22 protein-coding genes are annotated in these 26871 nt (G+C 60.4%); 5 read left to right on the forward strand and 17 right to left on the reverse strand.

Annotated elements, in window-relative coordinates; all coding sequences use genetic code 11:
• Positions 1-23: 23 nt before the first annotated feature.
• The 8 genes from ssuB to HGP31_RS29860 all read right to left on the reverse strand — a co-directional run bounded on the left by ssuB (position 24) and on the right by HGP31_RS29860 (position 8813).
• Positions 24-830, reverse strand: a complete 807-nt coding sequence (ssuB, locus tag HGP31_RS29825; RefSeq protein WP_083349881.1) for an aliphatic sulfonates ABC transporter ATP-binding protein — start codon at positions 828-830, stop codon at positions 24-26.
• Positions 827-1609 (reverse strand): aliphatic sulfonate ABC transporter permease SsuC, encoded by a 783-nt coding sequence (gene ssuC / locus HGP31_RS29830; protein WP_083349882.1) that lies wholly within the window; start codon positions 1607-1609, stop codon positions 827-829. Before ssuC ends, ssuB begins: the two co-directional genes overlap by 4 nt.
• 8 nt (positions 1610-1617) lie before the next feature.
• Positions 1618-2766, reverse strand: a complete 1149-nt coding sequence (gene ssuD / locus HGP31_RS29835; RefSeq protein WP_083349883.1) for an FMNH2-dependent alkanesulfonate monooxygenase — start codon at positions 2764-2766, stop codon at positions 1618-1620.
• 25 nt (positions 2767-2791) lie between these two features.
• On the reverse strand, positions 2792-3757 hold the full coding sequence (locus tag HGP31_RS29840) for a sulfonate ABC transporter substrate-binding protein (RefSeq protein WP_020797292.1): 966 nt from the start codon (positions 3755-3757) through the stop codon (positions 2792-2794).
• Positions 3758-3863: 106 nt separating this feature from the next.
• Complete coding sequence (gene ssuE, locus HGP31_RS29845; RefSeq protein ID WP_008064947.1) at positions 3864-4457, reverse strand: NADPH-dependent FMN reductase; 594 nt, start codon at positions 4455-4457, stop codon at positions 3864-3866.
• 312 nt (positions 4458-4769) lie between these two features.
• A complete protein-coding gene (locus HGP31_RS29850) occupies positions 4770-5408 on the reverse strand; it encodes a peroxiredoxin (RefSeq protein WP_020797291.1) in 639 nt (212 codons plus the stop codon).
• Positions 5409-5728: 320 nt separating this feature from the next.
• Positions 5729-7069, reverse strand: coding sequence for an OprD family porin (locus HGP31_RS29855; RefSeq protein ID WP_168759097.1), 1341 nt, complete (start codon positions 7067-7069; stop codon positions 5729-5731).
• A gap of 400 nt (positions 7070-7469) precedes the next feature.
• On the reverse strand, positions 7470-8813 hold the full coding sequence (locus tag HGP31_RS29860; protein WP_168759098.1) for an OprD family outer membrane porin: 1344 nt from the start codon (positions 8811-8813) through the stop codon (positions 7470-7472).
• Between the two features lie 363 nt (positions 8814-9176).
• Here HGP31_RS29860 and tauA point away from each other — a divergent pair, with 363 nt between their 5' ends.
• On the forward strand, positions 9177-10166 hold the full coding sequence (gene tauA, locus HGP31_RS29865) for a taurine ABC transporter substrate-binding protein (protein ID WP_168759099.1): 990 nt from the start codon (positions 9177-9179) through the stop codon (positions 10164-10166).
• A 148-nt stretch (positions 10167-10314) separates the two neighbouring features.
• Here tauA and argA read toward each other — a convergent pair whose 3' ends face one another.
• Entirely contained in the window at positions 10315-11613 is a 1299-nt protein-coding gene (argA, locus tag HGP31_RS29870; protein WP_020797287.1) for an amino-acid N-acetyltransferase, read from the reverse strand.
• A 148-nt stretch (positions 11614-11761) separates the two neighbouring features.
• On the reverse strand, positions 11762-12931 hold the full coding sequence (gene argE, locus HGP31_RS29875; RefSeq protein ID WP_020797286.1) for an acetylornithine deacetylase: 1170 nt from the start codon (positions 12929-12931) through the stop codon (positions 11762-11764).
• A 156-nt stretch (positions 12932-13087) separates the two neighbouring features.
• Here argE and HGP31_RS29880 point away from each other — a divergent pair, with 156 nt between their 5' ends.
• Complete coding sequence (locus HGP31_RS29880; RefSeq protein ID WP_020797285.1) at positions 13088-14455, forward strand: CYTH domain-containing protein; 1368 nt, start codon at positions 13088-13090, stop codon at positions 14453-14455.
• 86 nt (positions 14456-14541) lie between these two features.
• Here the strand turns inward: HGP31_RS29880 and HGP31_RS29885 are convergent, their stop codons facing one another.
• A complete protein-coding gene (locus tag HGP31_RS29885) occupies positions 14542-15012 on the reverse strand; it encodes an Lrp/AsnC family transcriptional regulator (RefSeq protein WP_020797284.1) in 471 nt (156 codons plus the stop codon).
• 126 nt (positions 15013-15138) lie between these two features.
• On the opposite strand from HGP31_RS29885, the gene HGP31_RS29890 reads away from it, so the two are divergent.
• From HGP31_RS29890 to HGP31_RS29900, 3 genes are all read left to right on the forward strand, one after another.
• Positions 15139-15477: a hypothetical protein gene (locus tag HGP31_RS29890; RefSeq protein WP_020797283.1), complete on the forward strand. Its 339-nt coding sequence runs from the start codon at positions 15139-15141 to the stop codon at positions 15475-15477.
• A gap of 89 nt (positions 15478-15566) precedes the next feature.
• Positions 15567-17351: a type IV pilus assembly ATPase TfpB gene (tfpB, locus tag HGP31_RS29895; RefSeq protein ID WP_020797282.1), complete on the forward strand. Its 1785-nt coding sequence runs from the start codon at positions 15567-15569 to the stop codon at positions 17349-17351.
• 70 nt (positions 17352-17421) lie between these two features.
• Positions 17422-17739, forward strand: coding sequence for a DUF2388 domain-containing protein (locus tag HGP31_RS29900; protein ID WP_020797281.1), 318 nt, complete (start codon positions 17422-17424; stop codon positions 17737-17739).
• Between the two features lie 142 nt (positions 17740-17881).
• Here the strand turns inward: HGP31_RS29900 and gcvP are convergent, their stop codons facing one another.
• The 6 genes from gcvP to HGP31_RS29930 form a co-directional block, all read right to left on the reverse strand.
• Positions 17882-20755 (reverse strand): aminomethyl-transferring glycine dehydrogenase, encoded by a 2874-nt coding sequence (gcvP, locus tag HGP31_RS29905; protein ID WP_168759100.1) that lies wholly within the window; start codon positions 20753-20755, stop codon positions 17882-17884.
• 246 nt (positions 20756-21001) lie between these two features.
• The gene (gene gcvH, locus HGP31_RS29910; RefSeq protein WP_020797279.1) at positions 21002-21385 is read right to left on the reverse strand and encodes a glycine cleavage system protein GcvH; all 384 of its coding nucleotides are present in this window, start codon (positions 21383-21385) and stop codon (positions 21002-21004) included.
• Between the two features lie 50 nt (positions 21386-21435).
• Positions 21436-22518, reverse strand: a complete 1083-nt coding sequence (gene gcvT, locus HGP31_RS29915; RefSeq protein WP_020797277.1) for a glycine cleavage system aminomethyltransferase GcvT — start codon at positions 22516-22518, stop codon at positions 21436-21438.
• 155 nt (positions 22519-22673) lie between these two features.
• Positions 22674-24290 carry an ABC transporter permease gene (locus tag HGP31_RS29920; RefSeq protein WP_033044230.1) on the reverse strand — a complete coding sequence of 539 codons (1617 nt, stop codon included), beginning with the start codon at positions 24288-24290 and terminating at the stop codon, positions 22674-22676.
• A 138-nt stretch (positions 24291-24428) separates the two neighbouring features.
• Positions 24429-25433: an extracellular solute-binding protein gene (locus HGP31_RS29925; protein WP_020797275.1), complete on the reverse strand. Its 1005-nt coding sequence runs from the start codon at positions 25431-25433 to the stop codon at positions 24429-24431.
• A 220-nt stretch (positions 25434-25653) separates the two neighbouring features.
• Positions 25654-26871 (reverse strand): 2-octaprenyl-3-methyl-6-methoxy-1,4-benzoquinol hydroxylase, encoded by a 1218-nt coding sequence (locus HGP31_RS29930; RefSeq protein WP_168759239.1) that lies wholly within the window; start codon positions 26869-26871, stop codon positions 25654-25656.

Consider the following 26871-nt stretch of genomic DNA (forward strand, 5'->3'; position numbering starts at 1 on the left):
CCTGTCGTTGATTGAGGCTTGAGTTATTGAGCCCAACGCAACTGCGTAGGCAAGGGTGAAACAGGTTCCGGCTCCGGTGGTTGCCCCGGCAGTGACAGCACGCGGTTGAGCACTTCGGTTTCCAGCGCCGCCAGCCGATGGGAGCCGCGGACCCGAGGGCGCGGCAGTTCCACGTGCAGGTCGAGGCCGACCTCACCGTCTTCGATCAGGATCACCCGATCGGCGATCGCCACCGCTTCGCTGACGTCGTGGGTGACCAGCAACACCGTAAAGCCGTGTTGTTGCCAGAGCCGCTCGATCAGCTGCTGCATTTCAATTCGGGTCAGCGCATCCAGCGCACCCAACGGCTCGTCGAGCAACAGCAGGCGCGGTTGATGGATCAGTGCGCGAGCCAGCGCCACACGTTGCTTCTGCCCTCCGGACAACGCCGCCGGCCACTCGTTGGCGCGATCCGCCAGGCCGACCGCTTCCAGGGCTTTCAGCGCTTGCGGACGCCAGTTGCCCTTGAGGCCGAGGCCAACGTTGTCGATGATCTTTTTCCACGGCAGCAGACGCGCTTCCTGGAACATCAGCCGGGTGTCTTCCCGCGCCTCGCTCAGCGGAGCGGTGCCGGCGAGCAATTCACCAGCCGTAGGTTTGTCGAGGCCAGCAAGCAAGCGCAGCAGGGTACTTTTGCCACAGCCGCTACGGCCGACCACTGCTACGAACTGACCGGCCGGAACGTGCAGGTCGATCTCACGCAGCACCTGCCGCGAGCCGAAGGTTTTTTGCAGCTTGCGCACCGCCAGCGGGATTCCGCGCAACAGGCGTGGAGGTTGTTGAGCAGTCATGCGGCACCTCCCTTGACGACCTGATAGGCCGGATGCCAGCGCAGCCATACGCGTTCAAGTCCACGGGCCGCGAGGTCGGCCAGTTTGCCGAGCACCGCGTATAGCAGAATCGCCAGCACCACCACGTCGGTCTGCAGGAACTCCCGGGCGTTCATCGCCAGGTAGCCAATGCCGGAGCTGGCGGAGATGGTTTCGGCGACGATCAGCGTCAGCCACATGAAGCCCAGGGCAAAGCGCACACCGACCAGGATCGAAGGCAAGGCCCCCGGCAGAATCACTTGGCGAAACAGGCTGAAACCCGACAGACCGTAGCTGCGCGACATTTCCACCAACGCCGGGTCGACGTTGCGGATGCCGTGATACGTGTTGAGGTAGATCGGGAACAAGGTGCCCAAGGCCACCAGGAAAATCTTCGCCGATTCGTCGATGCCGAACCACAGGATCACCAAGGGAATCAGCGCCAGGTGCGGCACGTTGCGGATCATCTGCACCGAGCTGTCGAGCAGGCGCTCGCCCCATTTCGACAGGCCGGTGATAAAGCCCAGGGTCAGGCCGATGCCGCCACCAATGGCAAAACCCAGCGCCGCGCGCCAACCGCTGATAGCCAGGTGCGTCCAGATTTCACCACTGCGAACCAGGCTCACCCCGGCTTCGATCACGGCAATGGGCGCCGGCAGAATCCGCGTCGACAACCAGCCCGCCGACACCGACAACTGCCACACCGCTAACAGCAAGACCGGTAATGCCCATGGCGCAAGGCTGTGAATGACTTTCTTCATGGTGCGCCTCAGCTCTGGGACGCAGCTTTAGGGAGAATGTCGTTAGCAACCATCTCGCCAAACGGGCTGACGTAACCGGCGCTTTTCGGCAACTCGGGACGCTCGATATCCAAGTGCGGGAACAGCAGTTCGGCAACGCGATACGACTCTTCCAGGTGTGGATAACCGGAAAAGATAAAGGTATCGATACCCAGGTCCGCGTACTCCTTTACACGGGCAGCCACGGTTGGACCATCACCCACCAGCGCCGTGCCGGCACCGCCGCGCACCAGGCCGACACCGGCCCACAGGTTGGGACTGACTTCCAGGTTATCGCGACTGCCGCCGTGCAGAGCCGCCATACGTTGCTGGCCAACCGAGTCGAAACGCGCCAGCGAAGCCTGGGCACGTGCGATGGTGTCGTCGTCCAGGTGCGAGATCAGTCGGTCCGCCGCTTGCCACGCCTGGGCATTGGTTTCGCGCACGATCACATGCAGGCGAATACCGAAGCGCACAGTGCGCCCGAGCTTGGCGGCCTTGGCGCGCACCTGGGCGATTTTTTCGGCAACGGCGGCCGGCGGCTCGCCCCAGGTCAGGACCATTTCGACCTGCTCTGCCGCCAAATCCTGGGCCGCTTCCGACGAACCGCCGAAGTACAGCGGCGGACGCGGTTGCTGGATCGGAGGATAGAGCAGCTTGGCGCCCTTCACGCTGATGTGCTGACCGTCGTAATCGACGGTTTCGCCTTCCAGCACCCGACGCCAGATGCGGGTGAACTCCACCGAGGCCTGATAGCGCTCTTCGTGGGTCAGGAACAGACCGTCGCCGGCCAACTCTTCCGGATCACCGCCTGTCACCAGGTTGAACAGCGCACGCCCACCGGACAAACGATCCAGGGTCGCCGCCTGACGCGCCGCCACCGTCGGGGAAATGATCCCGGGGCGCAGCGCGACGAGGAATTTCAAACGCTGGGTCACTGGAATCAGCGACGCGGCCACCAGCCACGAGTCTTCGCAGGAACGACCGGTGGGAATCAGCACGCCGCCGAAACCCAGGCGATCCGCCGCTTGCGCGACTTGTTGCAGGTAACCGTGGTCGACGGCGCGAGCGCCTTCGGCGGTGCCAAGGTAATGGCCGTCGCCGTGGGTAGGCAGGAACCAGAAGATGTTGAGGCTCATTGGAGTGGTCTCCTTAAGGAATCGATTACTGTGCTTTGGCAACGGCTGCCGGCGGCGTCCAGATCACGTCTTTGATGCTCAAAGGCTTGGGAATCAGCTTGAGCTGGTAGAAGCTGTCGGCGATTTTCTGTTGGGCGGCGACCACTTCCGGGGTCAGGAACAGCGCGCCGTAGCCCTGGCGTTTCACGGACGTCAGGGTGATGTCCGCTGGCAGGCCAAGCAGTGGCGAAACCTGTTGGGTCACATCGTCCGGATTGGCCTTGGACCATTCACCGACTGCGCGCACTTCTTCCACGAGGGTCTTGATCACCTCAGGGTTTTTCTGCGCATAGGGCTTGGTGGCGAGGTAGAACTGGTGGTTATCGACGATGCCTTGGCCATCGCGCAGGGTATGGGCCTGCAGCTGCTGTTCGGCGGCGGCCTGGTACGGGTCCCAGATGACCCAGGCATCGACGCTGCCACGCTCGAACGCGGCGCGGGCATCAGCCGGCGGCAGGAATACGGTCTGGATATCGCTGTACTTGAGGCCGGCGTCTTCCAGGGCGCGGACCAGCAAGTAATGCACATTGGAGCCTTTGTTCAGGACGACTTTCTTGCCCTTGAGGTCCTTCACCGATTTGATCGGCGAGTCCTTCGGCACCAGGATCGCTTCACTGTGCGGCGCTGGCGGTTCGTAGGCGACGTAAAGCAGATCCGCGCCCGCGGCCTGGGCGAACACTGGCGGGGTTTCGCCAGTAACGCCGAAGTCGATGGAGCCGACGTTCAGGCCTTCGAGCAGTTGCGGACCACCGGGGAATTCAGTCCATTGCACGTCCACGCCTTGGGCGGCAAGGCGTTTTTCCAGAGTCCCCTTGGCTTTGAGCAGCACCAGGGTGCCATATTTCTGGTAACCGATACGAAGCGTCTCGGCCTGAGCTTGAGTAATGGCGCCGAAGGTGACAGCCGCAGCAAACAGAGCGACCAGACCACGACGCAAAATGACAGGGCGCATGGCGCTCTCCTTTTTGCAGTTGGGTTTTTGGCTGCACCTGCTTGCCCGTTAGCGGGCGAGTAAGGCCAGTACATCAATTTGGAATGGGGCTTATGTTCAGTGGAGCTCAGATGCTCCAGCGAGCACTCAACAAACGATCATTCAATAGCTGCGGGTCGAGCGGCTTGGGCCGTCGCGCCATGGCGCTGAAAAACAACTCCAGCGACTCGTTCAATCTTTGCTCCAGCTCCGGCGCCAACTGTGCCTGCGCACTGCCTTCGCCGTAAGCGATCTGGCTGTCGACGGCGAAAATCCCCTGGAGCAGCTCCTGGGCCTTCAATGCCGACAATACCGGCTTGAGTGCGTAATCCACCGCCAGCATGTGGGCAATGCTGCCCCCGGTTGCCATGGGCAGCACCACTTTATGCGCCAGGGCGCGCTCGGGCAGCAGATCCAGCACGGTTTTCAACGCACCTGAGAAAGAAGCCTTGTAGACCGGCGTGGCAATCAGCAGGCCATCGGCGTTTTCAATCTGTTGAAGCAGGTTGATCACCTTCGGACTGTCGAAGCGTGCATGCAGCAAGTCTTCGGCCGGGAAGTCCCGCACCTGATAGCTCACCACTTCCACACCCTGCCCTTGCAACCAACGCTGGGAGCGCTCCAGCAACACCCCGGAACGGGAGCGCTGGCTGGGGCTGCCACCGAGTGAGACGACCAACATTCAGACGATTCCTTGAGCGGCGTTGCGATTCGCGGTTTGCGATCTCGCTTGGATAGAGTGACCTTAACAGGTGATTTATATATCTATAAATCATATTTATTCATTTGGTTATTCGTTTTAGCGATATAACTTCAGTTTCTTCCTGACAAAAAAAAGGCCGTCGAAACGGCCTGAAAACCCCCTGCTTTGTGTTCTTGATCGTTCCCACGCTCTGCGTGGGAATGCAGCCCGGGACGCTCCGCGTCCCCTCGAAAGCCGAACGCAGAGCGTCCGTTGAGGCGTTCCTTTGCTGCGCGTGGGAACGCGCAGACTTCAGCGATTCGGCTGCGGTGTCAGGCGCAAGTACGGCTTAATGGCTCGATAGCCTTTGGGAAAGCGCTGCCTGATTTCATCTTCATCCTTGAGCGATGGCACGATCACCACCTCATCACCGTCCTGCCAGTTGGCCGGGGTGGCCACCTTGAAGTTGTCGGTCAGTTGCAGCGAGTCGATCACCCGCAGGATTTCATGGAAGTTGCGACCGGTGCTCGCCGGGTAGGTGATGGTCAACCGTACCTTTTTGTTCGGGTCGATCACGAACAGCGAGCGCACCGTCAAGGTGTCGTTGGCGTTCGGATGGATCAAGTCGTACAGGTCCGAAACCTTGCGGTCGGCGTCGTCGAGAATCGGGAAGTTGACCACGGTGCCCTGGGTTTCGTTGATGTCTTCGATCCACCTGTGGTGCGATTCCACCGGGTCGACGGACAGCGCGATGGCCTTGACCCCACGCTTGGCGAATTCGTCTTTCAACTTCGCCGTAAAGCCCAGCTCGGTGGTGCACACCGGCGTGAAGTCGGCCGGGTGGGAAAACAGCACACCCCAACTATCGCCCAGCCACTGGTGAAACCGGATGGTACCGGCGCTGGAATCCTGTTCGAAATCCGGGGCAATATCGCCCAGTCTGATACTCATGGTGCTGCTCCTGGTGAGTGCTGGTTGAGTTCAACTGTGCCTGCATTTTTTATTCATTAAAAAGAATAAATATCGATTTATTTAGATCACAACGGAATATTAAACATCTCTTCACTGGACGCCCGAACCCATCGCCCCCAACATCGGCCACAAGGTTCGAGAAGGCCTTGAGTTGCTGTAAAAGAGGGGAAATACGAGGCCGGTTTACGGGGGTGAGCCCGCCTAGAAAACGCAAAAGCCCCGCCCGGCGTGATGCCGGGCGGGGCTTTTTTTTGCGTCGGTTACCCTGTAGGAGCGAGCAGGCTCGCTCCCACACGCTATTACAACAGCGGGATCGAGTAGCTGACGATCAGGCGATTCTCGTCCTGGGAGCGAGTGTTCGGCAGATCGGTACGCCAGGTGGCGTTTTTCCACATCACGCCGAGGTTTTTCAACGCACCGGACTGAACGACGTAACCCACGGTCAGGTCGCGTTCCCACTCGGAAGCGCCGCTGGCCGCTTCGCGACCGGCAGAGTTGACGGTATCGATATCGTCGCCATGCAGGTACACCACGCCCGCCGTCAGGCCAGGCACGCCGACTTTGGCGAAGTCATACGAGTAGCGTGCCTGCCAGGTGCGTTCGCCGGCACGGGCGAATTTCTGGATTTGCGAGTCGGTGATGATGTAGGCCGACGATCCGTCGCCCTGGTTCAGCCACGGGAAATCGCTGCTGCCGTTGCTGACCTGGTAACCACCACCAAAGGTGTGACCGGCAACGGAGTACAGGAACAGGCCGCTGTACAGGTTGTTGTCGACCTTGCCTTTACCGTTTGGAGCGTTGTAGTTGCCAGTGGTGAAGTACAGCGGATCGTGACCGTTGGCACCGTCATCGGAACTGTTGAAGTAGCGCAAGTCCGACTTCAACACACCGGGGCCGATTGCCCAGTTGTGCACCAGGCCCAGGAAGTGTTGCTTGTAGAACTCTTCGAGGTTGCCGTAGTAGTACTGGGCTGTCAGGTCCTTGGTGAGCTTGTAGTCACCACCGGCGTAGATGAACTTATTGCTGTCTCGACCTGTTGAGGCACGGCTGTTGGCGCCCGAGATCGACAACTGTTCGTTGTTGCTCGAGTTACGACCTTTTACCTGCTCGATCTGGCCACCGATCAAGGTCAGGTCCTTGATATCGCCCGAGCTGAGTTGGCCACCCTGCCAGGTTTGTGGAAGCAGGCGACCATCGTTGGTCACGATAACCGGCAGTTTTGGCTGCAGGGTGCCCAGTTTCAATTCAGTCTGGGAAACCTTGGCCTTGGCAGTCAGGCCCAGGCTGGAGAAGTTATCAACCGCTTCGCCGTTGGACTTGCTTGGGAACACCGTACCGCCATAGGACGTCGCAGTGGCGCCGTTTGTACCGCCGCCCGAATCCAGGCGCACGCCCAGAAGGCCGATCGCATCAACACCAAAACCAACGGTGCCTTGGGTATAACCGGAAGTGAAACGCAGGTCGAAGCCTTGGCCCCACTCTTCGTTTTTGTTCGGACCGGTACCATCACGGTAATCGGTGTTGATGTAGAAGTTGCGCAGCCCCAACGTTGCCTTGCTGTCTTCGATGAAACCGGCGGCGCTTGCTTGCTGCGCCAAAACCCCTACGGCCACTGCCACGGCCAGGTTGGACTTGTTCATTGTTTCGCTCCTATCGTTTTCTAATTCTTGGTCCTGGGTCGAATGCCCTGGATCCGCCGGCGCCATTAGCGCCAGACCGTCTGGATCGGTCTTTTTTGGGCCGCGCAGAATACCCCTTCATAATCCTAAAAAGAATTGAAAAATATATTTTAATCGCATTTAGGAATATACCCCGACAGTACAGCCCGAGGTATCGACGACAAGCCGATGCCTTGAATTTTTGGGTGTCCGGGAATTTGGAACTCGATCCGAAGCTTACGGTGCGTATCGGATGGCCTAACTTTAAGCGCTTGAGTAAAAATCTAAAAAGAATAAAAAATAATCATATGCATTGTTTATGGAATATAAAACTGGAGACAAAAAAAAAGCCTCGTCCGCCGACGAGGCTTTCTGCTACGGCTTACTTGAAGGCGTAGGTGTAGTTGAAGATCACACGGGTCTGGTCTTCATCAAGGGTACTGGTGTTACCACGATACATACCGTGACGCAGCGTCGTACCGAAGCCTTTAAGCGGACCGGTTTGAATCACGTAATCCACACGCAGGTCGGTCTCGCGCTCGTTCAGGTCCTTGCCCACGCCGTTGGTGGCCTTGATGTCCTGGCCGTACAGGTAAGCAGCCGACGCTTTCAAACCTGGAACACCCAGCGAAGCGAAGTCATAAGAGTACTGACCGTAGGTGGTGTTTTCACCGGCACGGATAAAGCTGCCGACGGTGGCATCGGTAAACGAGTAGAAGCTGGCGCCGCCAGCACCTTCGTTGCGTCCGTTACCATCGACAACGTTGGCCTGGTTCAGGAAAACAAAGCCGCCGTCATCGTTGACACGCTGATGCCCGAGCAGGAATGCACTGCCACCCAGGGTATAGGTGAACGTGGCGCTCCAGGTCTTGTTATCGACCTCGCCCGGCGTCTTGGCGAAGCCGTTGTTGTTGTTGAACCGGTAGCCCGCCTGGCCGCTGCCGTTCTTGCCATCGGAGCTGCTGTCGAAGTAGCGAATGTCAGTCTTGAACGACTGGTTAGGCGCGATCGGGTAAACGTGCACCAGGCCGAGGAAGTTCTGCTTGTAGAAGTCTTCCAGGTTCGCGTAGTAGTACTGCAGCAACAGGTCCTTGGTGACCTTCCAGTCAGCACCGGCGTAACGGAACTGGTTGCTGTCCTGGGTAGCGCCAGCCACAGACAGGCCAGTGCTGTTCGAGGAGGCGCGACCCGTCGCGTGCTCGAGTTGACCGACGTTGAAGGTCACGTTGTCGATTTCCTTCGAGGTGATGGTGCCACCCTCAAAGGTTTGTGGCAGTACGCGACTGTCGTTCGCGATCAGGATAGGCATGTTGGGCTGCAAGGCACCACCGTAGTGGGCCTCGGTCTTCGAGACGCGTGCCTTGACGTTGCCCGCCAAACGGCTCCACGAACTCTCTGCCGAACCATCGGAATCGCTAGGGGAGAAGGAGTTGTTGTCCGGGTGATGGCCCTTGCCGCCGTCCAGATGGATGCCGACCAGTGCCTGGGCGTCGATACCGAAGCCAACGGTGCCTTGGGTGAAGCCCGACTGGTAATCGAACTTCAGGCCTTCCGCCGCTTCACGCTGCCGGTTGGCAGGCGTACTGGCACCTTCACGCTTATCCGAGTCGAAATAATAGGTGCGCGAACTAACGGAAGCCTTGCTGTCATCGATGAAACCGACGGCGCCTGCCTGCTGCGCCAGAACCCCTACGGCCACGGCCAGGGTCAAGGTCGACTTGTTCATTGTTTAAACTCCTCTCGTCTCTAATTCTTATTGGTCCTGGTTCCGGGTCATATGCCTGGAATCTAAGATGCGCGATTAGCGCCAGAGCGTGACCCACAAGTCAATCGTAACTACATGTGTCTACGACCATAGTCTAATCCCCGATTTTTTGGTCCTTGCCGGTCATGCTTTCGTCATAAACCTGAAAAGAATGGATGGTTTCTTTTCTCATACCGTTTAGGAATTTCGCTCATTTTTTGCCTTTCCTCAGGCTAGAGCCTCCGGCTCATAAGCTAATTCCTAAATGGTATTTATTAGGCGTTTTTTAGATCGATTAGGTTTGTAAGCAATTCCGAAACAAAACCTTTCATAAAGGCCAATGCCATGTCGATCAGACGCGCACTATCCAAGCCATTTGTTACAGTTTGTGTATCGCTCGTATTTTCTTTTTCCACCCATGCGGCAAACCTCACGGTTGGCTACCAGACCGGCATTGATCCAAGCAAAGTCCCCCAGGCCGATGGCCTTTATGAAAAAACCATTGGCGAGAAAATCGACTGGCGGCGCTTCAACAGTGGCCCGGAAGTGGTCACCGCCATTGCTTCCGGCGACGTGCAAATCGGCAACCTCGGCTCCAGCCCACTGGCCGCCGCGGCCTCGCGCAATCTGCCGATCGTCGCGTTCCTCGTTTCCGCACAGATCAATGCCGCCGAAGCCTTGGTGGTGCGCAATGGCAGTGGTATCGCAAAACCGCAAGATCTGATCGGCAAGACCATCGCCACGCCGTTCGTTTCCACATCCCACTACAGCCTGTTGGGCGCGCTTAAGCACTGGGGCCTGGACGCGTCGAAAGTCAAAGTGGTGAACCTGCAACCGGCAGAAATCGCCGCCGCCTGGAAGCGTGGAGACATTGATGGCGCATTTGTGTGGTCGCCAGCCCTGGGGGAAATCCGCAAGACCGGCAAGACCTTGACCGATGCCGCACAAGTCGGCCAATGGGGTGCACCGACCTTCGAAGTCTGGGTAGCGCGCAAGGATTACGCCGAGAAGCACCCAGAGGTCATCGCCCGGTTCGCCAAGGTCACCCTCGACTCATTTGCCGACTATGCGGCGCATAAGGACAGCTGGACCGAGGATTCGGTACCGGTGCAGAAAATCGCCAAATTGACCGGAGCCAATGCAGCCGATGTACCGGAATTGCTGGCCGGGTCCGCGTTCCCGGATGCCAAGGCACAACAGACCAGCGCCCTGCTGGCCGGCGGAACGGCGCAAGCGATTGGCGAGACGGCGAAATTCTTGAAGGAACAGGGGAAGGTTGAAACGGTGCTGCCGGATTACTCACCGTATGTCAGCGCAAAATTCGTGCAGCAATAACCCCCCCTGCACTTGATCGTTCCCACGCTCCGCGTGGGAATGCAGCCCGGGACGCTCCGCGTCCCCACTCAGAAGCCAAACGCGGAGCGTCCGTTGAGGCGTTCCCACGCAGAGCTTGGGAACGATCCGGTCGACCGTGACCGCACAATCACAAGGCTTTTTCGAAGATCTTCGAGTTACGCTGGTAGTTGTACAGCGACGCCCGTGCCGACGGCAGACGATCGACGCTGCTCGGCACGAAGCCACGCTCGCGGAACCAGTGAGCCGTGCGCGTGGTGAGGACGAACAAGGTTTTCAACCCCTGGGCCCGTGCACGGGTTTCAATGCGCTCGAGAAGCTCATCACCGCGACCGCCATGACGGTACTCCGGGTTCACCGCCAGGCACGCCAACTCTCCGGCATCGGAATCGGCGATCTGATACAGCGCCGCGCAGGCGATGATCATGCCCTCACGCTCGACCACGCTGAACTGCTCGATCTCACGCTCGAGTACTTCGCGGGAGCGGCGTACCAGGATGCCCTGCTCTTCCAGCGGGCTGATCAAGTCCAGCAAGCCGCCGACGTCTTCGATGGCCGCTTCGCGCACCACCTCGAATTGCTCCTGGGCCACCAGCGTACCGCCACCGTCACGGGTAAACAGCTCGGTCAGCAGCGCACCGTCTTCGGCATAGCTGACGATATGGCTGCGGGCCACGCCGCCACGGCAGGCTTCAGCGGCGGCATCCAGCAGCTCGGCCTGGTAATTGCTGCCCAGACGCTGCAAATGCGCCGGCACCTGCTGCGGACGCAGTTCGCGTACCAGCCTGCCGTGTTCATCGATCAAACCAAGGTCGGCGCCAAACAGCAGCAGTTTGTCTGCGCCCAGGTCGATGGCCGCGCGCGTGGCGACATCTTCACAAGCGAGGTTGAAAATTTCGCCGGTCGGCGAATAGCCCAGTGGCGACAAGAGCACGATGGAGCGCTCGTCCAGCAAGCGATTGATGCCCTTGCGGTCAACCCGACGCACTTCACCGGTGTGGTGATAGTCGACACCTTCAAGCACGCCGATGGGACGCGCCGTCACCAGGTTGCCGCTGGCCACCCGCAGGCGCGAGCCTTGCATCGGCGAAGACGCCATGTCCATGGACAGCCGCGCTTCGATGGCGATGCGCAGTTGGCCGACCGCATCGATCACGCACTCCAGGGTCGCCGCATCGGTAATGCGCATTCCATGGTGGTAATGCGGGGTCAGGCCGCGAGACTCGAGGCGTGCTTCGATTTGCGGGCGCGAACCGTGCACCAGCACCAGGCGCACGCCCAGGCTGTGCAACAACACCAGGTCGTGGACGATGTTGCCGAAGTTAGGGTGTTCAACGCCATCGCCGGGCAGCATGACGACAAAGGTGCAATCGCGGTGGGCGTTGATGTAGGGCGAAGCGTGACGAAGCCAATTGACGTATTCGGGCATGAACCTGGGCCTGTAATAAATAGCAGCCGAAAAAAGGGCGGAACAGAAAACGCACAGCGGGCTGATGGTTATCGTCGGAACAGGCTTGGCGACACGCGCGCTCTCCTCATGAATACGGGTTGGGACACCGGCAATTTAAACTGCGCATTCAACCGGTTGGTACCGATTTTTGGGCCGGCGTCAGGCAGTAATGTTCAATCAACTGTCGTAATAGATGCACCGTAGGCTGCAAACGTGACATTTCGAGGAATTCCCCCGGTTGGTGGGCACAGGCGATATCGCCCGGGCCAAGCACCAGTGTTTCGCAGCCAAGTCGCTGAAGATAAGGCGCTTCGGTGCCAAATGCCACTGCTTCGGCGCCATGGCCGGTGAGCTTTTCGGCAATGCGTACCAGTTCCGCATCCTCAGCCTGCTCGAAAGGAGGCACTTCGGGGAAGAGCGGTGCGTAATCGATTTTTACCTGGTGCCGCTCGGCAATCGCCTTGAGCTTCTGCGAAATATCGGCTCGCAGGATCTTGGGATCCATGCCCGGCAACGGCCGCAGATCGAACTCCAGCGAACACTGGCCGCAGATGCGGTTGGGGTTGTCGCCACCATGGATGCAGCCGAAGTTCATGGTCGGCATCGGCACGCTGAATTGCGGATTACGGAATTCACGCTGCCACAACAGGCGCAAGCCGCGTAGTTCACCGATGGCATCGTGCATGGCTTCGAGTGCGCTGTGCCCCAGGCGCGGGTCCGAGGAGTGGCCGCTCTGCCCGAGGATATCGATGCGCTCCATCATGATGCCTTTGTGCATGCGGATCGGCTTGAGCCCGGTCGGCTCGCCGATCACGGCTGCACGTCCCAGCGGCCGTCCCGCCTGGGCCAGTGCCCGGGCGCCGGACATCGAGCTTTCTTCATCGCAGGTGGCAAGGATCAGCAGCGGCTGCTTGAACGGTTGGTCGAGCAGCGGCCGGACGGCTTCGATGGCCAGGGCGAAAAAGCCCTTCATGTCGCAACTGCCCAGGCCGACCCAGCGCCCGTCGACCTCAGTCAGCTTCAGGGGGTCGGTCTGCCACAACGCGCCATCGAATGGCACCGTATCACTGTGACCGGCCAGCACGAGCCCGCCGGGGCCACTGCCAAAACTGGCCAGCAAGTTGAATTTGCCGGGGCTGACCTGCTGGATGTCGCAGGCAAAACCCAGATCACCGAGCCAGGCGGCCAGCAAGTCGATCACCGGACGATTGGATTGATCGAGGCTTGGCTGGGTGCAACTGACGGATGGCGCAGCGATCAGTGCAGCGAACTGATCTTTCATGGACGGCAAAGGCATCGCTGACTCCAACTCCCGAATTGAAGTCCATCATAGAGCCATCCGGTGACAGGAATAAACCGTCGCACGGCGTAGGCAGGTTGAGTCCTGTACACTGCACGACCTTGGCAGCCACCTTTTCCCCCGGCTGCGCTCCCGATCCTGGATTTTCCGGCCATGCAGAAAGAAACCGAAATCAAGCTCCGCGTCAGCCGCGAAACCCTCGCCGCCCTGCGCGAGCACCCGTTACTGAAAAAACGCAACAAAAGTGGCTGGGAACGCCGTGAGTTGATGAATCAATACTTCGACACCCCTGAGCGTGACCTGGCCCGGGCCAAAGTCGCCCTGCGCCTGCGCAAGGATGGCGAAGAAGTGATCCAGACCCTCAAGACCCGCGGCCAAAGCGTCGCTGGCCTGTCCGTACGTAACGAGTACGACTGGAACCTGCCCAAAGCCAAGCTCGACCTGAAAAAACTGGACGGCGAATGCTGGCCCGAAGAACTGGCCGAGCTGGACAAGAAAACCCTGAAAGCCATCTTCACCACCGACTTCGTCCGCGAGCGCGCGGAAATCGCCTGGGGCCGCGGCAAGACCAAAGTGGTCATCGAAGCGGCACTGGACCTGGGCCACGTGGTGGTCGGCAAGCAAAAAGAAGAAATCTGCGAACTGGAACTGGAATTGCGCGAAGGCGAACCCGCTGCGCTGCTGGAACTGGCCGCCGAACTGGCTGAAAAACTGGCGCTGATGCCATGCGACATCAGCAAGGCCGAACGTGGCTATCGCCTGTACGACGCCCACAGTTACTCCTTGAGCCTGCCGGCACCGCAGATCAGCGCCGAAACGCCACTGGACGACGCCTTCGCCGCACTCAGCTGGCACTTGCTGGGCAGCAGCCAGCGCCTGGCCGAGCAGTATCGTTTCAATGGCCACTGGCGCCTGTTGCAGGACTGGGTCGAGAACCTGGCTGAAATGCGCGCGCTGATCAGCAGCCTCGGTCAAGCCGCACCGCGCCAGTCGACCCACGATTTGCGTGTCGCCCTCGACGCCCTGCTGGAAGACTGGCGCCCGCTGGTACAGGCTGGCCTGGACGATGAAGACGTTCGCAAAGCCGCGCCGGAGCAGTTCCTCGAAGAACTCGAAGACCCGCGTTGGGGCTTGTTCTCCCTGAACACCTCGCGTTGGTTGCTGGCCCGCACCTGGACCGCCGAGCGTAATACCCGGGGCAATCGCCAGGGCGCCGCGCAATTGGGCAGCTGGCTGCCGCGCCTGCTGGGCGAGGAAGCCACCTCGCTGCAATTGCAGCGCTACCAGCAACAGCCGGAAGACCTGGCCGAGCAACTGCCGCGTATCGAGCGCATTCAGGTCTGGTTGCACCACGCACGCAACGTGCTGGAGATCCCGGAAATGGATCGCCTCTACGGCGAGCTGAACAAGCTGGCGCAACTGGCCAACGAGCCGATCACCGACGAAACCCTGGATGCGCGCAAGCAGCAGGCGATCGCGGTTTATCAGAATCGTGCCTGGAAGATGCTTCTGCGTCTGTAACACCGCTAAAAGATCGCAGCCTTCGGCAGCTCCTACATAGAATTGTGTACCCCTGTAGGAGCTGCCGCAGGCTGCGATCTTTTGCTTTACCGCAACACCGGCAAACTGGTCGTCGATTTGATCTCCGACAACGCCACGATCGAGTTCACCTCCTGTATCCCCGGCACCAGCGACAGCTTCTCGAAGAAGAACCGCTCGTACGCCTCGATATCCGCCGCGACGATCCTCAACATGAAGTCCACCGCCCCCATCAGCACGTAGCACTCCAATACTTCAGGAAAACCTCGAATGGCCTCGGTGAACTCGGTGAAGTTCGAACGGCCATGGGCGTTGAGTTTTACCTGGGCAAAAATCTGCGTGTTCAGGCCGATTTTCTTGCGGTCGAGCAAGGTGACCTGGCTGCGAATGATCCCCTCCTCTTTCATTCGCTGAATCCGCCGCCAACAGGGTGACTGCGAAAGCCCCACCTGTTCGGCGATCTGCGCGCTTGAAAGCGAAGCATCCTCCTGCAGCAAGGCGAGAATCCTACGGTCGTAGCTGTCCAACTCGCTATGCATAAAAAAACCTTCAAATGATGATCTTGCGAATTACTTAATTCAACATAACGCGAATATGTCCAATCATAGATAAGAAATACCCGCCGCCGAATGTAAAAATTTCTCCAGTCAGATTGGAGATCGAGCATGCCTTACCTGGAAGCCGTGAATACCTCGCTAACCCGCGCCGATGCCTGGAATGCCGGCAACACCCATTGCCGCGTTCACTATCAATTGCTCGCCGAAGCCGAACCGGACCTGTTATGCCGCGCGCTCAACCTGTTCGCCTTGCAGTGCCTGACCCCGCAGCAGGTGCAGGTGCAGCGTCACGACGATTTGCTGGCCATCGATGTGGTCGTCGACGGCTTGAGCTGGCATCGCGCCCAGGTGATTGCGCAAAAACTGCGCAACCTGATCAGCGTCTGTTCGGTCGATCTGCAAGCGGCGGATTGCGCCTGGGGAGAAGCGGTTCTGGCGGCGGGCTGAAAAACCCCGATACGGCTTCGTCGGGTAGTGGCCCAACGGCTTGCAGGGTCACGACTATCCTTTGCGCACTGTTTTCAAAAGGAGCCCGCATGTCCGTTCAAATCGCCCTTCAGGACCGCTGGCTGGACCTCAATGATGTGCTGCGTGAACTGGTCGCCCAGGGCTTTGTCAGCCAGGACTCGGCCGAACAGGCGTTGAACGCCCGACGCCGTCACGCCGCCGATGGCCAGATACACCCGCTGGAGTTCATCGCCAGCCAACACCTGGACGACCTCAGCCGTCCGGGCAAGCACCTCGACCTTGAAAGCCTGACCCTGTGGCTATCCCAGCAGGCGGGCCAGCCTTACCTGCGGATCGATCCGCTGAAAATCAACGTCGCGGCCGTGACGCCGCTGATGTCCTACGCCTTCGCCCAGCGCCACAAGATTCTCGCGGTGTCGGTCGATCGCGACGCAGTAACCATCGCCAGCGCCCAGCCTTATGTAACGGGTTGGGAAGCAGACCTGGCCCACGTGCTGAAGTTGCCGATCAAGCGCGTGGTGGCCAACCCGGTGGACATCCAGCGTTTCAGCGTGGAGTTCTTTCGCCTGGCCAAATCGGTCAGCGGCGCGAACAGCGCCGATCAGCAGGTCAGCCACCTGGGCAATTTCGAGCAGTTGCTCAACCTCGGCGCCAGCGACCAGGAGCCCGACGCCAACGACGCGCACATCGTCAATATCGTCGACTGGCTGTTCCAGTACGCCTTCCAGCAGCGCGCCAGCGATATCCACATCGAGCCCCGACGCGAACAGGGCACGGTGCGCTTCCGCATCGACGGCGTATTGCACAACGTCTACCAATTCCCGCCCCAGGTGACCATGGCCATCGTCAGTCGCCTCAAAAGCCTGGGCAGAATGAACGTTGCGGAGAAACGCAAACCCCAGGACGGCCGGGTGAAAACCAAGACTCCGGAGGGTGGAGAAGTCGAGTTGCGGCTCTCGACCTTGCCCACGGCCTTCGGCGAAAAAATGGTCATGCGGATCTTTGACCCGGAAGTGCTGCTCAAGGATTTCGATCAGTTGGGTTTTTCCGCCGATGACCTGCGGCGCTGGCAGGACATGACCCGCCAGCCCAATGGCATTATCCTGGTCACCGGGCCGACCGGTTCGGGCAAGACCACTACGCTCTACACCACGCTGAAAAAACTGGCGACGCCGCAAGTCAACCTCTGCACTATCGAAGACCCGATAGAAATGGTCGAGCCGGCGTTCAACCAGATGCAGGTCCAGCACAACATCGACCTGACTTTCGCCGCCGGTGTCCGGGCGCTGATGCGGCAAGACCCGGACATCATCATGATCGGCGAGATCCGCGACCTGGAAACCGCCGAGATGGCCATCCAGGCGGCCCTCACCGGGCACCTGGTGTTATCGACGCTGCACACCAACGATGCACCCAGCGCCATCAGCCGGTTACTGGAACTGGGCGTGCCGCACTACCTGATCAAGGCCACCGTACTCGGCGTGATGGCCCAACGCCTGGTGCGCACCCTGTGCCCACACTGCAAGGCCCCGCAAACCCTGGGCGAGGAAGACTGGCAAACCCTGACCCGGCCCTGGCAGGCCCCCTTGCCTGGCAACGCCCAGCGCGCCATTGGCTGCCTGGAATGTCGCGATACCGGCTACCACGGTCGTGCCGGGGTGTACGAAATCATGCAATTGAGCGACGGCTTGAAGGCGCTGATCAATCCCGACACTGACTTGCTGGCGGTGCGGCGCCAGGCGTTCAAGGAGGGCATGCGCAGCCTGCGACTGTCGGGGGCGCAGAAAGTGGCGGCGGGCCTGACGACGATTGAGGAGGTGTTGCGGGTGACTCCGCAGAGCGAGCAGAAGTAGGTGGACCGTTACGGAACTCGATTGGGGGTCGACAATCCAACATCGCAGTTAATCAGTGGAGTCACCCATCATGCGTTTCAAAGTTGCTGTCGCTACCATCGCCTTGTTGTCCCTGCCTGTCGGCTCGGCGATGGCTGATAGCTTTTGGCGTAACGTCCTTACCTCCGGTGCAACCACCGGCTCGACCTACCTGACGTTCAAGGATAACAAGATGATCGTCGCGGCCCAGGACGATGCCGGCAGCTTTGTGGCCAGTGACGGCAGCATCCGCGGCCCGTACCTGGAAGCGGCAATGCAGAAAGTCCGCGCCGACAACCCGGGTTTGCAGGCCACGGATATGGAACTGGCGAATGCGATCCTGGCGAAGAATGCCGTGGCTTCGGAATAAGGTTGCCGAACAAAAAATGCCGCCCATATGAGCGGCATTTTTTATGGACGTTTAAAAGCAAAGATCGCAGCCTGCGGCAGCTCCTACGGGGGATCGCATTACCATGTGGGAGCTGCCGCAGGCTGCGATCTTTTGACCTTGCCTAACGGTATTCGTCCAGCGGCACACACGCACAAAACAGGTTCCGGTCGCCGTAGACATTGTCCACCCGGTTCACCGCCGGCCAATACTTGTGCGCCTTGGTGTGCGCATCCGGTGTGACCGCCTGCACGATGCTGTAAGGCCGTTCCCACACGCCAGTGATGTCCGCCAGCGTATGCGGCGCTCGCTTCAACGGGTTGTCCTCGGCCGGCCAGTTGCCGTTCTGCACCTCGGTAATTTCCGCGCGGATGCTCAGCATCGCGCCGATAAAACGGTCCAGCTCTGCCTTCGATTCGCTTTCGGTGGGCTCGACCATCAACGTTCCCGGCACCGGGAACGACATGGTGGGTGCATGGAAGCCGTAGTCCATCAGGCGCTTGGCAACGTCCTCCTCGCTGATGCCGGTCAGCGCCTTGAGGGGGCGCAGGTCGAGAATGCATTCGTGGGCCACTCGCTCGTTGCGGCCGGTGTAGAGGACCGGAAACGCGCCGGACAGGTGCCGCGCCAGGTAATTGGCCGCCAGGATCGCCACTTCACTGGCGTCGGCCAATTGCGGCCCCATCATGGCGATGTACATCCAGCTGATCGGCAGGATGCTGGCACTGCCCCAGGGCGCCGCACTGACTGCGCCATTCTGTGGTTGCGGTCCTTCGATAGGCACGACCGGGTGATTGGCCACGAACGGCGCCAGGTGGGCGCGCACGCCAATCGGCCCCATGCCCGGCCCGCCGCCGCCATGGGGAATGCAGAAGGTCTTGTGCAGGTTCATGTGTGACACATCGGCGCCAATGTCCGCCGGGCGCGCCAGCCCGACCTGGGCGTTGAGGTTCGCGCCGTCCATGTACACCTGGCCGCCGTGGCTGTGGATAACTTCACAGATTTCGCTGATGCCTTCTTCATACACGCCGTGGGTCGATGGATAAGTCGCCATCAGGCACGCCAGCTTATCCCCGGCCTGGGCGGCCTTGTCTTTCAGGTCCTCCAGATCGACGTTGCCCGCCTCGTCACACTCGACGATCACCACGCGCATCCCGGCCATCTGCGCCGAGGCCGGATTGGTGCCGTGGGCCGACGAAGGAATCAGGCAGACATCCCGCCCGCCCTGCTGGCGGCTCTCGTGGTATTTGCGGATCGCCAGCAGGCCGGCATATTCGCCCTGGGCCCCGGAGTTGGGCTGCATGCAGATCGCATCAAAACCGGTAATCGCGCAAAGCCAGCGCTCCAGTTCTTCGATCATCAATGAATAACCGAGGGCCTGTTCTCTGGGCGCAAACGGGTGCAGGTTGGCGAACTGCGGCCAGGTAATCGGGATCATTTCGCTGGTGGCGTTGAGCTTCATGGTGCACGAGCCCAGCGGGATCATCGATTGATTGAGTGCCAGATCCTTGTTTTCCAGTTGCTTGAGGTAGCGCAGCATCTCGGTTTCGCTGTGGTGGGCGTTGAACACCGGGTGGCGCAGATAGGGCGAGGTCCGTGCCAGCGTGTCGGGAATGCCGCCGTCCAGGGTTTCAGCGTCCAGCTCGTCGACACTGAGCCCATGATCGGCCCCCAGGAACAGGTCGAACAGTTTCGCCACCGTGGTTTCATCGCAGGTTTCGTCGAGGCTCACACCCAATTGCCCACGCCCCAGAATGCGCAGGTTGATTTGCGCGGCCTGGGCGCTTTCGATGATTGCGGTCTGGGTGCCACCGACCTCCAGGGTCAGGGTGTCGAAGAATTGTTGGTTGAGACGGGTAATGCCCTTGCGCTCAAGGCCCGCGGCAAGGATGCAGGTCAGCCGATGGACGCGCTGGGCAATCCGTTTCAGCCCTTCGGGGCCGTGATAAACCGCGTAGAAGCTGGCGATATTGGCCAGCAGCACTTGAGCGGTGCAGATGTTCGAGTTGGCCTTTTCACGACGGATATGCTGCTCGCGGGTTTGCAGCGCCATGCGCAGGGCAACGTTGCTGCGGGCGTCTTTTGACACGCCGATGATGCGGCCGGGAATCGCCCGCTTGTACTCGTCACGGCTGGCGAAAAACGCCGCGTGAGGGCCGCCGTAACCCATGGGCACGCCAAAACGCTGGGATGAACCGAACACCACGTCGGCACCCAGCTCCCCCGGCGGGGTGAGCAGCAGCAGGCTCAGCAAATCAGTGGCGACACACGCCAGCGCCTGCTGGGCATGCAGATGATCAATCAGCGGACGTAGATTACGGATCTCGCCGTGGGTGTCGGGATATTGCAGCAGTGCACCAAATACCTGGTGCTGTTTCAAGTTATCCACAGCGTCGACGATCAGCTCGAACCCGAAGCCTTCGGCACGGGTCTGCACCACGGAAATGGTCTGCGGATGGCAGTTTTCGTCGACAAAGAACAGATTGCTTTTCGACTTGGCAACCCGCTTGGCCAGGGCCATGGCTTCCGCGGCCGCAGTGGCTTCATCCAGCAGCGAGGCGTTGGCCAGTTCAAGTCCCGTGAGGTCGATGGTCAACTGCTGGAAATTCAACAGCGCTTCAAGCCGGCCTTGGGCGATTTCCGGTTGATAGGGCGTGTACGCGGTGTACCAGCCGGGATTTTCCAGGACGTTGCGCAGGATGACGGCGGGGGTCAACGTGCCGTGATAGCCCATGCCGATCAGGCTGGTCCAGACCTGGTTTTGCTCAGCGTAACCGCGCAGCTTGGCCAGTGCGGCTTCTTCGTCGAGGGCTGGCGGCAGGTCGAGTGGTCGGTTCAGGCGGATTCCCGGCGGGACCGTCTGCTCGATCAATTCGACCCGGCTGCCGAGGCCAAGGCTGTCGAGCATCGCCTGCTGCTCGGCGGCATCAGGGCCAAGGTGGCGGCGAAGAAAGGCATTGGGGTCGCGTAACTGGCTCAGGGACGGCAACTGGGACATGACGGGCTCTCTCTTGGCTGGCGCTCAGCGTCGATGCAACTCGGTCAATCCAGCATAGCAGTCGATGCCAGACCCGAACCCTTGCAGGAGCAAGCATGCTCGCGATGAACCTGAGAACACCGCGGGGTGTCAGGCTTCCAGCGTCATCGTTGACGACCATCGCGAGCGTGCTCGCTCCTAAAGGGGAAAAATCGCCAGAAGCAAAAAAGCCCCGACAGGTCGGGGCTTTGAGATAACGCTGAAGGCTTACTCGCCGATGGCGGCCTTGTAACCCGCTGCATCAAGCAGCTTGTCCAGGTCAGCCGTGTTGCTTGGCTTGAGCTTGAAGATCCACGCGCCGTACGGGTCGGAGTTGAGCAACTCAGGCTCACCGCTCAGAGCTTCGTTGACCGCGATCACTTCACCGGCAACCGGGGAATAGATGTCGGAAGCGGCCTTGACCGACTCCACCACACCAGACTGATCACCGGCGGCGAAGACGTTGCCGACTTCAGTCAGCTCAACGAACACCACATCACCCAGCGCTTCCTGCGCGTGATCGCTGATGCCCACGGTGACGGTGCCATCGGCTTCCAGGCGAGCCCATTCGTGACTCTCGGCAAAACGCAGGTCGGCAGGGATATTGCTCATGTTCTGTGTCCTCAGGAAATTTATCGGCGGTCAACATCCGCCGGGAAAGGTTAGATCAAGGTTTTGCCATGGCGCACGAAGGTCGGCTTGACCACTCGGACCGGGTACCACTTGCCACGGATTTCCACTTCCGCGCGGTCGGCGGTGGCCATCGGCACCCGCGCCAGTGCAATGGACTTGCTTAGCGTAGGAGAGAAACTACCACTGGTGATCTCCCCTTCGCCAACATTGGCGATGCGAACCACCTGATGAGCGCGCAAAACCCCGCGTTCCTCAAGGACCAGACCGACCAGTTTATGTTGTACGCCACCGCTGCGCTCGGCTTCCAGCGCCGGACGGCCGATGAACTGGCGAGTGGAAGGCTCCCACGCGATGCTCCAGGCCATATTGGAGGCCAGCGGGGAAACGTCCTGGTGAATGTCCTGACCGTACAGGTTCATGCCCGCCTCGACCCGCAGGGTGTCGCGCGCGCCCAGGCCTATGGGGGAAATGCCCGCCCCCACCAGATCGTTGAAGAACCCCGGCGCCTGGTCGGCAGGCAGAATGATTTCCAGGCCGTCTTCACCGGTGTAGCCGGTGCGTGCGATGAACCAGTCACCGTCGGGCCGACCTTCGAACGGCTTGAGTTTCTGGATCAGTGCGCCGCGTGCCTGGCTCACCAGCTCGGCAATCTTGTGCCGGGCATGGGGGCCTTGAATGGCCAGCATTGCCAATTCGGATCGCTCGTTGAGCTGTACGTCGAAACCATCGAGATGCGCCTGCATCCACGCCAGGTCCTGGTCGCGGGTGGAGGCGTTGACCACCAAGCGGTAACCGCTTTCGAGACGATAGACGATCATGTCGTCGACGATACCGCCGCGCTCATTGAGCATGGTGCTGTACAACGCGGTACCGGGTTTATGCAGGCGTTCGACGTCGTTGGCCAGCAAATGCTGGAGCCAAGCCTTGGCCTGGGGGCCGTCGACATCGATCACGGTCATGTGGGATACATCAAAAACACCGCAATCGCGGCGCACTTGATGGTGCTCCTCGACCTGGGATCCATAATGCAGAGGCATATCCCAACCGCCAAAATCGACCATCTTCGCGCCGAGGGCAAGATGAAGGTCATACAGAGGCGTACGCTGTCCCATGGGTTTCTCCTTCCGGGCGTGGCGAAGGTGCGGTCGAGTGATAATTTGTGCGGGAACCTTGAAATAAAAGGCTTCCAGCCGCTTTCACTACCTTATCTGTCAGACGGACCGCACCGAATGCCGCGCATTGTAGCCGCAAGGTGTAGGACTGGCACCTAGCTGTTTCGATGCGCCGAACGTCGTATCAATCCGATGACTGGTAGCAGCCCGACCAAAACCAGGGTCAAGGCCGGTAAAGACGCCCTCGCCCACTCACCTTCACTGGTCATTTCGAAAATCCGCACCGCCAGCGTGTCCCAGCCGAACGGGCGCATCAGAAGGGTCGCGGGCATTTCCTTGAGCACATCGACGAACACCAGCAAGGCCGCGCTCATCGAACCGGGGAGCAGCAAAGGTAGATACACTTTGAAAAACAGTCGCGGCCCACTGACGCCCAGGCTACGTGCCGCTTCGGGCAAAGATGGCCGTATACGCGCCAGACTGCTTTCCAGCGGACCGTAGGCCACAGCGATGAAGCGCACCAGGTAAGCTAGCAGCAGCGCCAACAGACTGCCCAGCAACAACGGCTTGCCAGCCCCGCCGAGCCAGCCGGAGAGCGGGATCACCAACACGCGATCGAGGTAACTGAACGCCAGCATGATCGAAACCGCCAGCACCGATCCGGGCAAGGCGTAGCCAAGATTGGCCAGGCTCACCCCGGCGCGAATCCCCCGGGTCGGCGCCAGCCGCCGGGCAAACGCCAATACCAGGGCGACACTGACGGTGATCAACGCCGCCATCGCCCCCAGGTACAACGTGTGAATGATCAGGCCGGTGTAACGCTCATCCAGATCCAGGCGACCGCGCTGCCAGAACCACACCACCAGCTGCAGCATAGGAATGACAAAGGCGCAGGCGAACACCAGAGCGCACCACCCCGTCGCCAACAGTGCCTTGAGACCGCGCAGGTGATACAACGCCTTGACCCGTGGCCGTTCATTGCTCGCACGGTTGGCGCCGCGGGCACGCCGCTCGCCGTAGAGCACGAGCATCACCACCAGCAGCAACAGGCTGGCCAGTTGCGCGGCGCTGGAGAGGCTGAAGAACCCGTACCAGGTCTTGTAGATGGCGGTGGTGAAGGTGTCGAAGTTGAACACTGACACGGCACCGAAATCCGCCAGGGTTTCCATCAGCGCCAAGGCTACGCCAGCACCGATGGCCGGGCGCGCCATGGGCATCGCCACGCGCCAGAACGCCTGCCATGGGGATTGACCGAGCACCCGTGCCGCTTCCATCAGCCCCTTGCCCTGAGCCAGGAAAGCGGTGCGCGCCAGCAGATAAACGTAAGGATAGAAGACCAGCACCAGGACCAGGATCACCCCTCCCGTGGAGCGCACACGCGGCAAACGCAGGCCGCTGCCGAACCACTCTCGCAACAGGGTTTGCACGGGACCGGCAAAATCCAGCAGCCCGACAAAGACGAATGCCAGCACGTAGGCCGGAATCGCAAAGGGCAGCATCAGTGCCCAGTCCAGCCAACGCCGACCGGGGAATTCGCAAAGGCTGGTGAGCCAGGCCAGGCTCACCCCCAGGACCGTGACGCCAACGCCGACACCGAATACCAGGGTCAGGGTGTTGCCCAGCAGGCGCGGCATCTGGGTTTCCCAGAGGTGGGACCAGATCTGCGGGTCGATGGCTTGCCAGGACAGCAGCAGGACACTCAGGGGAAGCAGGACCAGCGCAGCGATGGCGAAGACCAGGGGATACCAGCGGCGTTGGGCGGGGTGGGCCAAGGTATAGCTCTCGCAAAATCTTGAAGTGTAGGGAAAACGCAAAAAGATCGCAGCCTCCGGCAGCTCCTACATTGGGTCGGTGATCACCCTGTAGGAGCTGCCGAAGGCTGCGATCTTTTGCTCTTTATTGCGGGCGACTCAGTTCCAGCCAGCGCGATCCATCATGCGAATCGCTTCGGCCTGGCGCTTGCCGGCAACTTCCACCGGCAGGGTATCGGCGACGAACTTGCCCCACGCAGCGACTTCGGCGGAGGGTTGCACGGTCGGGTTGGCCGGGTATTCCTGATTCACATCAGCGAAGATCTTCTGTGCCTCTGGCGTGGTCATCCACTCCACCAGGGCCTTGGCCGCTTCCGCATGCGGCGCGTGCTTGATCAGGCCAATGCCCGACAGGTTGACGTGCACGCCGCGATCCGCCTGGTTCGGCCAGAACAGTTTAACCGGCAGATCCGGTTTTTGCTTGTGCAGGCGACCGTAGTAGTAGGTATTGACGATGCCCACGTCGCACTGGCCAGCATTGATGGCCTCGAGCACTGCCACGTCGTCGGAGAACACGTCAGTGGACAGGTTGTTGACCCAGCCCTTGAGGATCTGCTCGGTTTTCTCGGCGCCGTGCACTTCGATCAGGGTGGCGGTCAAGGACTGGTTGTAGACCTTTTTCGCCGTGCGCAGGCACAGGCGGCCTTCCCAGTTCTTGTCGGCCAGTGCTTCGTAGGTGGTCAGTTCGCCCGGTTTCACTCGGTCGGTGGAATAGGCGATGGTCCGCGCCCGCAGGCTCAGGCCGGTCCAGGCGTGGGAGGCCGCACGGTATTGCAGCGGAATGTTGGCGTCTATGGTTTTCGAGGTGAAGGGCTGGAGGATGCCCATCTGCTCGGCTTGCCAGAGGTTGCCGGCATCGACGGTCAGCAGCAGGTCGGCGGGAGTGTTCTCACCCTCGGCCTTGATTCGCTGCATCAGCGGCGCTTCCTTGTCGGTGATGAACTTCACCTGGGTGCCGGTTTTCGCGGTGTAGGCATCGAACACTGGCTTGATCAGTTCATCGATGCGCGAGGAATAGACCACCACCTCGTCAGCGGCCTGGGCGGCGGTGCTGCCGATCAGGGTCAGGGCCAGTGCGGTCAGTAGACGCTTCGGTGCCAACATGGGAGCGGTCTCTCGATTGAAAAAGTGAGGTCAAATGATAAGGACTCACATTTCGCTTCTCAATCGAACAGTTTCCGGAGGAGTTACCAGATGTTGCACAGCGGGAATTGATAGTGAATGTGCTGACGCCTTCGCGAGCAAGCCCGCTCCCACATTTGAAATGCATTCCCATGTGGGAGCGGGCTTGCTCGCGAAGAGGCCATCAGCCACACCAAGGACATCAGGCCTTGGCCAGCGCCGGCAAATCCCCGATCAACCCCAACGCCTCACGCACAAACAGCGCCTTGGCCTCGGGCATCCGATCGACCCAATTCAACCCGACATTACGCAACAAGCGCACCGGCAACGGGTCAGCCTGGAACAACCGTTCAAAACCTTCCATTGCCGCCATCAACGCCAGGTTATGCGGCATCCGCCGACGTTCGTAACGGCTCAGCACCTTCACGTCCGCCAGTCGCTCGCCACGGGTTGCCGCTTGCAATAGCACTTCGGCCAGCACGGCAGCATCCAGGAAACCGAGGTTCACGCCCTGCCCGGCCAGCGGGTGAATGGTGTGCGCGGCATCGCCGATCAAGGCCAGGCCCTCTGCCACGTACCGCTTGGCATGGCGCTGACGCAGCGGCACGCACAGGCGTGGGTCCGCACTCAGTACCGTGCCAAGTCGACCTTCGAAGGCCCGCTCCAGCGCACGACAGAAATCCTCGTCATCGAGTTCCATCAAGTGCCCGGCTTCGCTCGGCGTGGTCGACCAGACGATCGAGCACCAATCCTGCTGACCGTCGCGTTCAAGCGGCAGGAACGCCAGCGGGCCATTGTCGGTAAACCGCTGCCAGGCGGTCGCTTGATGAGGTTTAGAGCTGCGCACGCTGGTGACGATGGCGTGATGCAGGTAATCCCATTCCCGCGTGGCGACACCAGTCAGGCGTCGCACCGCCGAGTTGGCCCCATCCGCCGCGATCACCAGCGGCGCGCGCAAGGTGCGGCCATCGGCCAGGGTTAGCAGCCAGTCGTCGCCGGAGCGGCGCATTTGTTCCAGGCGCGCATTGGCCAGCATGCCCAGGTCACAGTCGTGCAAGCGGTCGAGCAAGGCGTCCTGAACCACACGATTCTCGACGATATGGCCCAGGGCATCGGCATGCACGCTGGCCGCCGAAAAGTGGATTTGCCCGGTGCCGCTGCCGTCCCAGACGTGCATGTCGCTGTAGGGACTGCTGCGCCGGCTGGCAATACCGTCCCAAACACCCAGGCGTTCGAGAATTCGCTGACTGGCAATGGACAATGCACTCACGCGCGGCTCGAACGGCGCCTGCGGGTCATAGGGTTTGACGCTCAACGGGCTGCCATCGAGCAGCAGGACTTCCAGCCCGCTGTCCTGCAACGCCAGCGCCAGGGCGCTGCCGACCATTCCGGCCCCGACAATCAGCAGATCTGCGCGCAT

It is taken from the genome of Pseudomonas umsongensis, assembly GCF_012647205.1.
Taxonomy (GTDB): domain Bacteria; phylum Pseudomonadota; class Gammaproteobacteria; order Pseudomonadales; family Pseudomonadaceae; genus Aquipseudomonas; species Aquipseudomonas umsongensis.

Bases quoted from the DNA above. Each gene is read 5' to 3' on its own strand.
- ssuB (WP_083349881.1), bottom strand. From the start codon at position 830: ATGACTGCTCAACAACCTCCACGCCTGTTGCGCGGAATCCCGCTGGCG.
- ssuC (WP_083349882.1), bottom strand. From the start codon at position 1,609: ATGAAGAAAGTCATTCACAGCCTTGCGCCATGGGCATTACCGGTCTTG.
- ssuD (WP_083349883.1), bottom strand. From the start codon at position 2,766: ATGAGCCTCAACATCTTCTGGTTCCTGCCTACCCACGGCGACGGCCAT.
- HGP31_RS29840 (WP_020797292.1), bottom strand. From the start codon at position 3,757: ATGCGCCCTGTCATTTTGCGTCGTGGTCTGGTCGCTCTGTTTGCTGCG.
- ssuE (WP_008064947.1), bottom strand. From the start codon at position 4,457: ATGTTGGTCGTCTCACTCGGTGGCAGCCCCAGCCAGCGCTCCCGTTCC.
- HGP31_RS29850 (WP_020797291.1), bottom strand. From the start codon at position 5,408: ATGAGTATCAGACTGGGCGATATTGCCCCGGATTTCGAACAGGATTCC.
- HGP31_RS29855 (WP_168759097.1), bottom strand. From the start codon at position 7,069: ATGAACAAGTCCAACCTGGCCGTGGCAGTGGCCGTAGGGGTTTTGGCG.
- HGP31_RS29860 (WP_168759098.1), bottom strand. From the start codon at position 8,813: ATGAACAAGTCGACCTTGACCCTGGCCGTGGCCGTAGGGGTTCTGGCG.
- tauA (WP_168759099.1), top strand. From the start codon at position 9,177: ATGTCGATCAGACGCGCACTATCCAAGCCATTTGTTACAGTTTGTGTA.
- argA (WP_020797287.1), bottom strand. From the start codon at position 11,613: ATGCCCGAATACGTCAATTGGCTTCGTCACGCTTCGCCCTACATCAAC.
- argE (WP_020797286.1), bottom strand. From the start codon at position 12,931: ATGCCTTTGCCGTCCATGAAAGATCAGTTCGCTGCACTGATCGCTGCG.
- HGP31_RS29880 (WP_020797285.1), top strand. From the start codon at position 13,088: ATGCAGAAAGAAACCGAAATCAAGCTCCGCGTCAGCCGCGAAACCCTC.
- HGP31_RS29885 (WP_020797284.1), bottom strand. From the start codon at position 15,012: ATGCATAGCGAGTTGGACAGCTACGACCGTAGGATTCTCGCCTTGCTG.
- HGP31_RS29890 (WP_020797283.1), top strand. From the start codon at position 15,139: ATGCCTTACCTGGAAGCCGTGAATACCTCGCTAACCCGCGCCGATGCC.
- tfpB (WP_020797282.1), top strand. From the start codon at position 15,567: ATGTCCGTTCAAATCGCCCTTCAGGACCGCTGGCTGGACCTCAATGAT.
- HGP31_RS29900 (WP_020797281.1), top strand. From the start codon at position 17,422: ATGCGTTTCAAAGTTGCTGTCGCTACCATCGCCTTGTTGTCCCTGCCT.
- gcvP (WP_168759100.1), bottom strand. From the start codon at position 20,755: ATGTCCCAGTTGCCGTCCCTGAGCCAGTTACGCGACCCCAATGCCTTT.
- gcvH (WP_020797279.1), bottom strand. From the start codon at position 21,385: ATGAGCAATATCCCTGCCGACCTGCGTTTTGCCGAGAGTCACGAATGG.
- gcvT (WP_020797277.1), bottom strand. From the start codon at position 22,518: ATGGGACAGCGTACGCCTCTGTATGACCTTCATCTTGCCCTCGGCGCG.
- HGP31_RS29925 (WP_020797275.1), bottom strand. From the start codon at position 25,433: ATGTTGGCACCGAAGCGTCTACTGACCGCACTGGCCCTGACCCTGATC.
- HGP31_RS29930 (WP_168759239.1), bottom strand. From the start codon at position 26,871: ATGCGCGCAGATCTGCTGATTGTCGGGGCCGGAATGGTCGGCAGCGCC.